This is a genomic window from Halococcus salifodinae DSM 8989, from assembly GCF_000336935.1.
Lineage (GTDB): Archaea > Halobacteriota > Halobacteria > Halobacteriales > Halococcaceae > Halococcus > Halococcus salifodinae.
This window is the reverse complement of record NZ_AOME01000097.1, coordinates 1-2573: the sequence shown is the minus strand read 5'-3', so window position 1 is coordinate 2573 and position 2573 is coordinate 1. Positions and strand designations below refer to the sequence as shown.

Annotated in this window: 2 protein-coding genes; one reads left to right on the top strand and one right to left on the bottom strand. The window is 56.6% G+C overall.

The genetic code is table 11. The features are described from left to right. On the bottom strand, positions 1-1156 hold a 1156-nt coding region (locus C450_RS19475), incomplete at its 3' end, for a ComEC/Rec2 family competence protein (protein WP_005046664.1). A gap of 379 nt (positions 1157-1535) precedes the next feature. Between C450_RS19475 and C450_RS19470 the strand changes: the two genes are divergently transcribed. Continuing rightward, positions 1536-2267 carry a DUF4013 domain-containing protein gene (locus C450_RS19470; RefSeq protein WP_005046661.1) on the top strand — a complete coding sequence of 244 codons (732 nt, stop codon included), beginning with the start codon at positions 1536-1538 and terminating at the stop codon, positions 2265-2267. Positions 2268-2573 lie beyond the last annotated feature (306 nt).

The window sequence follows — 2573 nt, the reverse complement described above, 5'->3', positions numbered from 1 at the left end:
TCTGAGTTGGCTTCGCGCCGACGGCGACCGTCGTGCGTTGTTCGATCGGGGTATCGGACCCAGGTTCGACCGGTTCTCCATCGCGGAGCGAGCCAGGGTCGGTGGGTGCAGTCTGCTGGGTAGCAATAGAGATCGATTCCCCATCGCTGCTCATGACGATGTTTCCATGGGTAGCAGTCCAGTAGGCGGCGATATCGCGCTCTCCGAGCCGTTTGAGTGCTTCTTCAGCAGGATGTCCGTACTGTGAATCATACGCACTGGAGATGACCGCCACCTGTGGCTGCACAGCATCGAGGAACGGGCCAGTATTGCTGCCGGCGCTGCCGTGGTGCGCCGATTTGAGAATGGTTGACTGGAGATCGCCACCGTGTTCGCTGACAAGATAGCCTTCGCCGTCCTCCTCGACATCACCGGGAAGCATGAAACTCGTCTGGCCGAGTGTGAGTTGGAGGACAACGCTGTTTTCGTTGCGCTGCTCGCTATCGAGGTACGGTTCGGGCGGAGCGAGGACCTTGGTGCTCACTCCCTCAAAGGGGATTGAATCACCGGCACGGGTTTCGTAGAGTTGAACATCGTGTTCCTCGACGGCATCGAGATACTCTTGATAGGTCTGTGAACTGGAAGCAAGACCGGGATCGTACACCGCGCCGATGCCGTTGGCTTGGGTTTCGTAGTAGTTGATAACGGCTTCGTGGCCGCCGATGTGGTCGGCGTCAGCGTGGGTGGTAACGAGGTAATCGATGCGGTTGATGTCGTGCTGACGGAGATAGTCGAGGACGATCTCGCCGTCGTCTCGATAATCGCCAGTGTCGATGAGCATGGTTTCGTTGGTCGGCCCGATGATGAGGGTGGCGTCACCCTGTCCGACGTTGATATAATGGATATCGAGCGTCCCTTCGAGAGGGGTGTTCGATTGCGTGGCAGCAGCAGTAGCAGTCGTAGTGATGTCTTCGTTCGAGGATGCGGCCGTGGCAGTCGGTGTTTGCGTCCCGCTCTGTGTGGCTGCTGTGCCGGCTGTGCGTTCCGTCTGTGTAGAGACAGCAGTCAGATCAGTGCCAGTGGTCGCCGTGGTTTGATTCCCGCCGGGAGTCCCAGCGCAACCAGCGAGTACGACGAGGACGCCGAGGAGGAGTACGACAAGTGTGCGGCGATTCATGGTCGATTCACACGGGTATCTGGACTCATCGCGGGTATGTTGTTCTCAGAGTGTGGCGTGATAAACGGTTGGGAGAGGTATTGTTGTTGGAAGATTGGGTTGTCTTGTCCCCAATTGCGTCCATTTTCTGCTGTTCGCCGACGACGTCAGAACGCTGAGTGCAGGGATCAATCGAATCGCTACCAATGGGCCGTCATAGAACAGTTGGCATAGGTTTCGCGTATCGGCCGAGGGGCCCGCTATCGCTAGCTTTGAATACCGACACTACTGGCTGCTTATCAGACACTGTTTTTCGCGCTGCTGGTGAGGTGTATGACGAGTTCTATGTCACCTTGTACCAAGGTTTATTACCGCTGACGCATAACTTCAATCGGTTCACATGGACGTAGACATCGAGACACTGGCGCGGTATCCAATGGAATCGGACGACTGGATAGTCACGGTGCTGATTGGAGGGTTCGCGTTGTTGTTTTCGTTTCTCATCGTCCCGTGGTTCGTTGTGTCGGGGTACTTAGTCCGCGCGATCCGGTCAGGAATGGAGCATGCCGAGCACCCGCCCGTGTTCGATGAGTGGGGTGACTTACTGAAAGAGGGAGTTGTAGCGGGTATCATCGGATTCATTTATCAGCTCATCCCCCTAGTTGTGTTCGGCGTGTTCGTTGGTGGATCGGTTCTGGCCCTGCTCACGGGATCGGATGCAGGGGCCGGTCTCGGATTCCTCGGGTTCTTCGGAGGGTTGTTCCTCTGGTGGATTCTTGCCCTCGCGTTTGGGTATGTCGGCTTCGCAGGAGTTGCCAACTATGCGAGGAAAGGCACATTCGGTGCGGGGTTCGATTTCGGCATTATCACTGATGTCGTGACTTCGCGTGAGTATTTGATCGCGTGGGCCTACGTCATCGGGCTGAATATCGTGGTGGGACTCATCGTGACCGTCCTCAATATCGTCCCTATCCTTGGGGGCATCGTGGGAGTGTTCGTTGGGTTTTACGCGCTTATCATTGCCGCGTGGCTGTGGGGAGACGGATTCGCGGCGGCAACCGATGGGCGACAAGTGCCTGAGAGTTCCCCACCAGAGGATCCCTCTGCCAGCTTCGGTCAATTCGAGTCGTAGTCGGGTGAAGACGTACTCATCATAGTGAGGATATCTGTGGTGAGTCCGGTGAGTCCGCAATATACGAAACCGATGGGAATGAGTACGTATGCGCAAGGCTGAGGCCGATGAAGAACGCAAAGAGACGCGGCTTCAGAGACTCTAACTCCGCTGGTGGGCGGTGTGATCCGGGCGCTCGGCTGGGGAGTCGGCGACCGAGTCAGCGGGCTGTTCGCGAGCGTTTTCACTGGTCGCGATACCGGGACGATTGAAATCTTCGCGGACCTGTTTAGTCCCGAAATATCAATTCCAAAATTGTTCGCTTGT